Origin of the sequence: Neobacillus fumarioli NBRC 102428 (assembly GCF_001591485.1) — a bacterium.
GTDB lineage: Bacteria > Bacillota > Bacilli > Bacillales > Cytobacillaceae > Neobacillus > Neobacillus fumarioli.
Map to the genome: position 1 here is coordinate 1 of NZ_BCUZ01000190.1, position 3,565 is coordinate 3,565.

Genomic DNA, 3,565 nt, shown 5'->3' on the forward strand with positions numbered 1-3,565 from the left:
GAAGGAGAAGCACCGGAGCAACTTAGGTAGATAAAAAGCGGTTCATAATGCCCGAAAAAACATCGAGCTTCGGCCGCTCATTTACAATATTATTCGTAATAGGTATATTTCTTCTTTCCCATTACATGATAGTTCTCCCTTAACACTCTTCCAACCATCTTCTTAGAACCAACTCCCCCGCACCATTCAAATATCAAATTAGTAGTGATCTTCACACCTGGAAAAAGGAGCTTCAGTTCTTCTATATTTCGTAATAATCCTAATTCCATTTTTTCCTCATATCCACACTCCATACACATCAATGTTCTGTTACCTTTAGGTGCCATAAACCCTAGGCATTGGGAATTAGGGCAGAGCACGCCTTTCAGCAGCTGGCCATAATCAAAAGAGGGAAGACGGGTGCGGGAATAAGGTGAATCTACTATATGTGCCGAAACTAATTGCTCGGCAAGTTTTATGTGTCTGTTCGTTAGTTTTGATGCTGTCCTATTCAATGTTCCTAAAAAGCGATTAATTTGGCTTGGAAAAATAATAGGCAAATCCCGGCTGGCTTCATATAAGGTGAATTCGGGGTTTATAAAAACGACCCATGATTCAATGGGGAAATGGCAGTCAAGACTGCGAAGGAATTGTCTGAGAAGAGTTTCATTTCGCTTAAGCTGGACTAATGGATCTTTCACTTCTTCTCCAGAAGCAAGGTATAGTTTATTGGAATCGTAGTAAAAATCGCCTTCAAAGTTTTTTATTTCAAAGAGAAAAATTGTTCCTTGGGAAATGAGGAGGGTGTCGTTTTGGAATTCGGAGTTATTCATTTCGAGGCACACATCATTAATGATTAAATATCCAGTGTGAAGATTTTCGGTCATGGAGTCGAACATCAACTCTCCTTGGTAACCTTTCTCTAGATAAAAATAATACTTCTTTTCTTTTTCTGTTAAGACCATCCGGCTGTTTAAGGCCCGCATAATTCTTAACTTTACAGGCACAGTTCGGGATTTAAAAGGCATAAGGCACTTCCTTTCTACATTTTTTGAAAACTCTAAATATATTTTAGCAAATTCCGACGTTTTTCTCTAATCAACAAAGAGAATTGTCGAGCAAAAAACAAAGGAATACAGGGCTTGCTGCTGAATTAAGATATGTAAATCTTTCAAGACCGGAGTGGTGGAAATGAATGAAGCCATGAATATCTTTTTGCAGGCAGCCAAGGAACGTGAACATATCCGTCCGTTAATTCAGCATGCTGATTTACGGGTGTGCTTACGCTGTCATGACCAGGCTATTCAATTAATTATGAAAAATGGAGAAATTGTCGCTCTCTATCATTCGGAGAATAGTGAACAGACCAAAAACGAGATTATCGGCAGCCTATCCGCCATGAAACAGCTGCTGGAAGGAAAAGAAAGATTGCGAGTATTAGAACAGCAGGGGGAACTAACGGTCGCGGCTTCGCTAAGAGCAGCCCTTTTACTAGAGTCTATTTTCTACTTGACAAAAGCGCGGCAACCATTGGTGAAAATTGTGTAAAAACCTTCCACTGTGAAAATTGTAGAAAATTCGTTGACACATTTTTTAATCGGTGGTACGATAACTCTCGTACTAATATGATTGCTTAAAAAGAACTGAATATGATTGTTAGCTCTTATCGAGAGAGGTGGAGGGATGTGCCCTATGAAGCCCGGCAACCGTCAATTTTACATTGAAATGGTGCCAATTCACACAAAGCATTTGCTTTGAGAGATGGGAGAAAGGATAGATGATGAATAATGCCTTTCTGCCTGCGCAGAAAGGCTTTTTATTTTGAATCATTCTTGGAAAACAGTCAAATCCTATAGGCAGTCAATCTGAAAAGAAAGCAGGTGAAGCGAATGATTTCAATCCAAAATGTCCGTAAGATTTTTCCTTCCAAGCAGGGTCATCTTAAAGCTGTTGATGACGTTGACCTAGAAATACATGAGGGAGAAATCTTTGGCATTATCGGTTATAGCGGTGCTGGTAAAAGTACCTTAATCCGGATGCTAAACGGACTCGAATTGCCAACGGAGGGAACCGTAAATGTAGCAGGTCGTGAGATTTCTAAGGTCAAGGGCAAGGAACTCCGGAAAGCTCGGCAAGAAATCAGTATGATTTTCCAGCATTTTAACTTATTATGGTCAAGGACCGTTAGTGAAAATATTGCATTTCCATTGGAAATTGCCGGCGTCCCGGCTTCGCAACGCAAAAAGCGGGTAGAAGAGCTGATTAAACTCGTTGGCCTTGAAGGTCGGGAAAATGCTTATCCCTCTCAGCTGAGCGGTGGGCAAAAGCAGCGTGTTGGTATTGCTAGAGCGCTGGCAAATAATCCGAAAGTGTTGTTATGTGATGAAGCTACCTCAGCCCTGGATCCACAGACTACAGATTCGATTTTGGATTTGCTCGTTGATATTAACAAGCGACTTGGCTTAACGATTGTGCTTATTACACATGAAATGCACGTTATTCGGAAAATCTGCCACCGTGTGGCTGTGATGGAGAGCGGCAGGATTGTCGAACTTGGTCCGGTGTTAGATGTGTTTAGAAATCCTCAAGCCCCGATTACCAAGCGCTTTGTTCAGCAAGTCACAGAGCCGGAAGAAACGAAAGATACGGTTGAACATTTGCTTGAACGCTATCACTCTGGCCTGGTAATCCAGTTAACGTTTATTGGGGAATCGGCGCAACAGCCGGTTATTACCAAATTAATTCGTCGCCATCATGTGACCGTCAATATCCTGCAAGGGAAAATTTCGCAAACAAGAAGCGGTTCTTATGGCACCCTCTTCATTCATCTTGATGGGGAACAGGATGAAATCAACAAGGCAGTAGATTTCATTCGTTCGCAGCAGGTTGGCGCGGAGGTGATCACAAATGTATAACAATCATGCTTTTCAAGATATTGATTGGCAGGGGATGTGGGCTGCCACGAAGGAAACCCTTTATATGTCTGGGATTTCCGTTGTTGTAACCTTTATTCTCGGAATTATACTTGGACTGCTTCTATTCCTTACATCTCCAGGCAATATGTGGAATAATAAATTTGTTAATATTGTGATTAGTGCAATAGTAAATATTTTTCGCTCTATTCCATTCATTATATTAATTGTTTTGTTAATTCCATTTACCAATATTCTGTTTAGAACGATGATCGGTCCGAATGGCGCCCTGCCGGCGCTAATCATCGGTGCGGCCCCGTTTTACGCGCGGATGGTGGAAATCGGGCTCAGGGAAATTGATAAAGGAGTTATTGAAGCTGCAAAATCAATGGGGGCTTCAATGGGGACTATTATCTGGAAAGTTCTGCTCCCGGAGTCTATGCCGGCGCTGGTTTCCGGTATCACGGTTACAGCGATTGCCCTTGTCAGCTACACGGCAATGGCTGGTGTCATTGGTGCTGGCGGTATTGGAAACCTTGCCTATCTTCAAGGCTTCGAACAAAACCGTAACGATGTCACCTTTGTTGCAACCGTCATTATTTTAATTATCGTGTTTGTAATTCAGTTTATTGGTGATGTTATTACTAAAAAATTAGATAAACGATAGGTAGTGT

Annotated in this window: 4 protein-coding genes and 1 riboswitch; of the genes, 3 read left to right on the forward strand and 1 reads right to left on the reverse strand. The window is 41.6% G+C overall.

Annotated elements, in window-relative coordinates:
- Nucleotides 1–89 precede the first annotated feature (89 nt).
- A complete protein-coding gene (locus BFU02S_RS15245) occupies nucleotides 90–1,007 on the reverse strand; it encodes a nuclease-related domain-containing protein (RefSeq protein WP_235842088.1) in 918 nt (305 codons plus the stop codon).
- A gap of 163 nt (nucleotides 1,008–1,170) precedes the next feature.
- On the opposite strand from BFU02S_RS15245, the gene BFU02S_RS15250 reads away from it, so the two are divergent.
- From BFU02S_RS15250 to BFU02S_RS15260, 3 genes are all read left to right on the forward strand, one after another.
- Nucleotides 1,171–1,527 carry an SCP2 sterol-binding domain-containing protein gene (locus BFU02S_RS15250; protein ID WP_066372486.1) on the forward strand — a complete coding sequence of 119 codons (357 nt, stop codon included), beginning with the start codon at nucleotides 1,171–1,173 and terminating at the stop codon, nucleotides 1,525–1,527.
- A gap of 112 nt (nucleotides 1,528–1,639) precedes the next feature.
- Nucleotides 1,640–1,747: riboswitch (SAM riboswitch) on the forward strand.
- 121 nt (nucleotides 1,748–1,868) lie between these two features.
- Entirely contained in the window at nucleotides 1,869–2,894 is a 1,026-nt protein-coding gene (locus BFU02S_RS15255; protein WP_066372489.1) for a methionine ABC transporter ATP-binding protein, read from the forward strand.
- The gene (locus BFU02S_RS15260; RefSeq protein ID WP_066372491.1) at nucleotides 2,887–3,558 is read left to right on the forward strand and encodes a methionine ABC transporter permease; all 672 of its coding nucleotides are present in this window, start codon (nucleotides 2,887–2,889) and stop codon (nucleotides 3,556–3,558) included. The genes BFU02S_RS15255 and BFU02S_RS15260 overlap by 8 nt, the downstream gene beginning before the upstream one ends.
- The last annotated feature ends 7 nt before the right edge of the window (nucleotides 3,559–3,565 follow it).

Excerpts from the sequence above, each read along its gene's own strand:
- BFU02S_RS15245 (WP_235842088.1), bottom strand. The coding sequence starts at position 1,007 with ATGCCTTTTAAATCCCGAACTGTGCCTGTAAAGTTAAGAATTATGCGG.
- BFU02S_RS15250 (WP_066372486.1), top strand. The coding sequence starts at position 1,171 with ATGAATGAAGCCATGAATATCTTTTTGCAGGCAGCCAAGGAACGTGAA.
- BFU02S_RS15255 (WP_066372489.1), top strand. The coding sequence starts at position 1,869 with ATGATTTCAATCCAAAATGTCCGTAAGATTTTTCCTTCCAAGCAGGGT.
- BFU02S_RS15260 (WP_066372491.1), top strand. The coding sequence starts at position 2,887 with ATGTATAACAATCATGCTTTTCAAGATATTGATTGGCAGGGGATGTGG.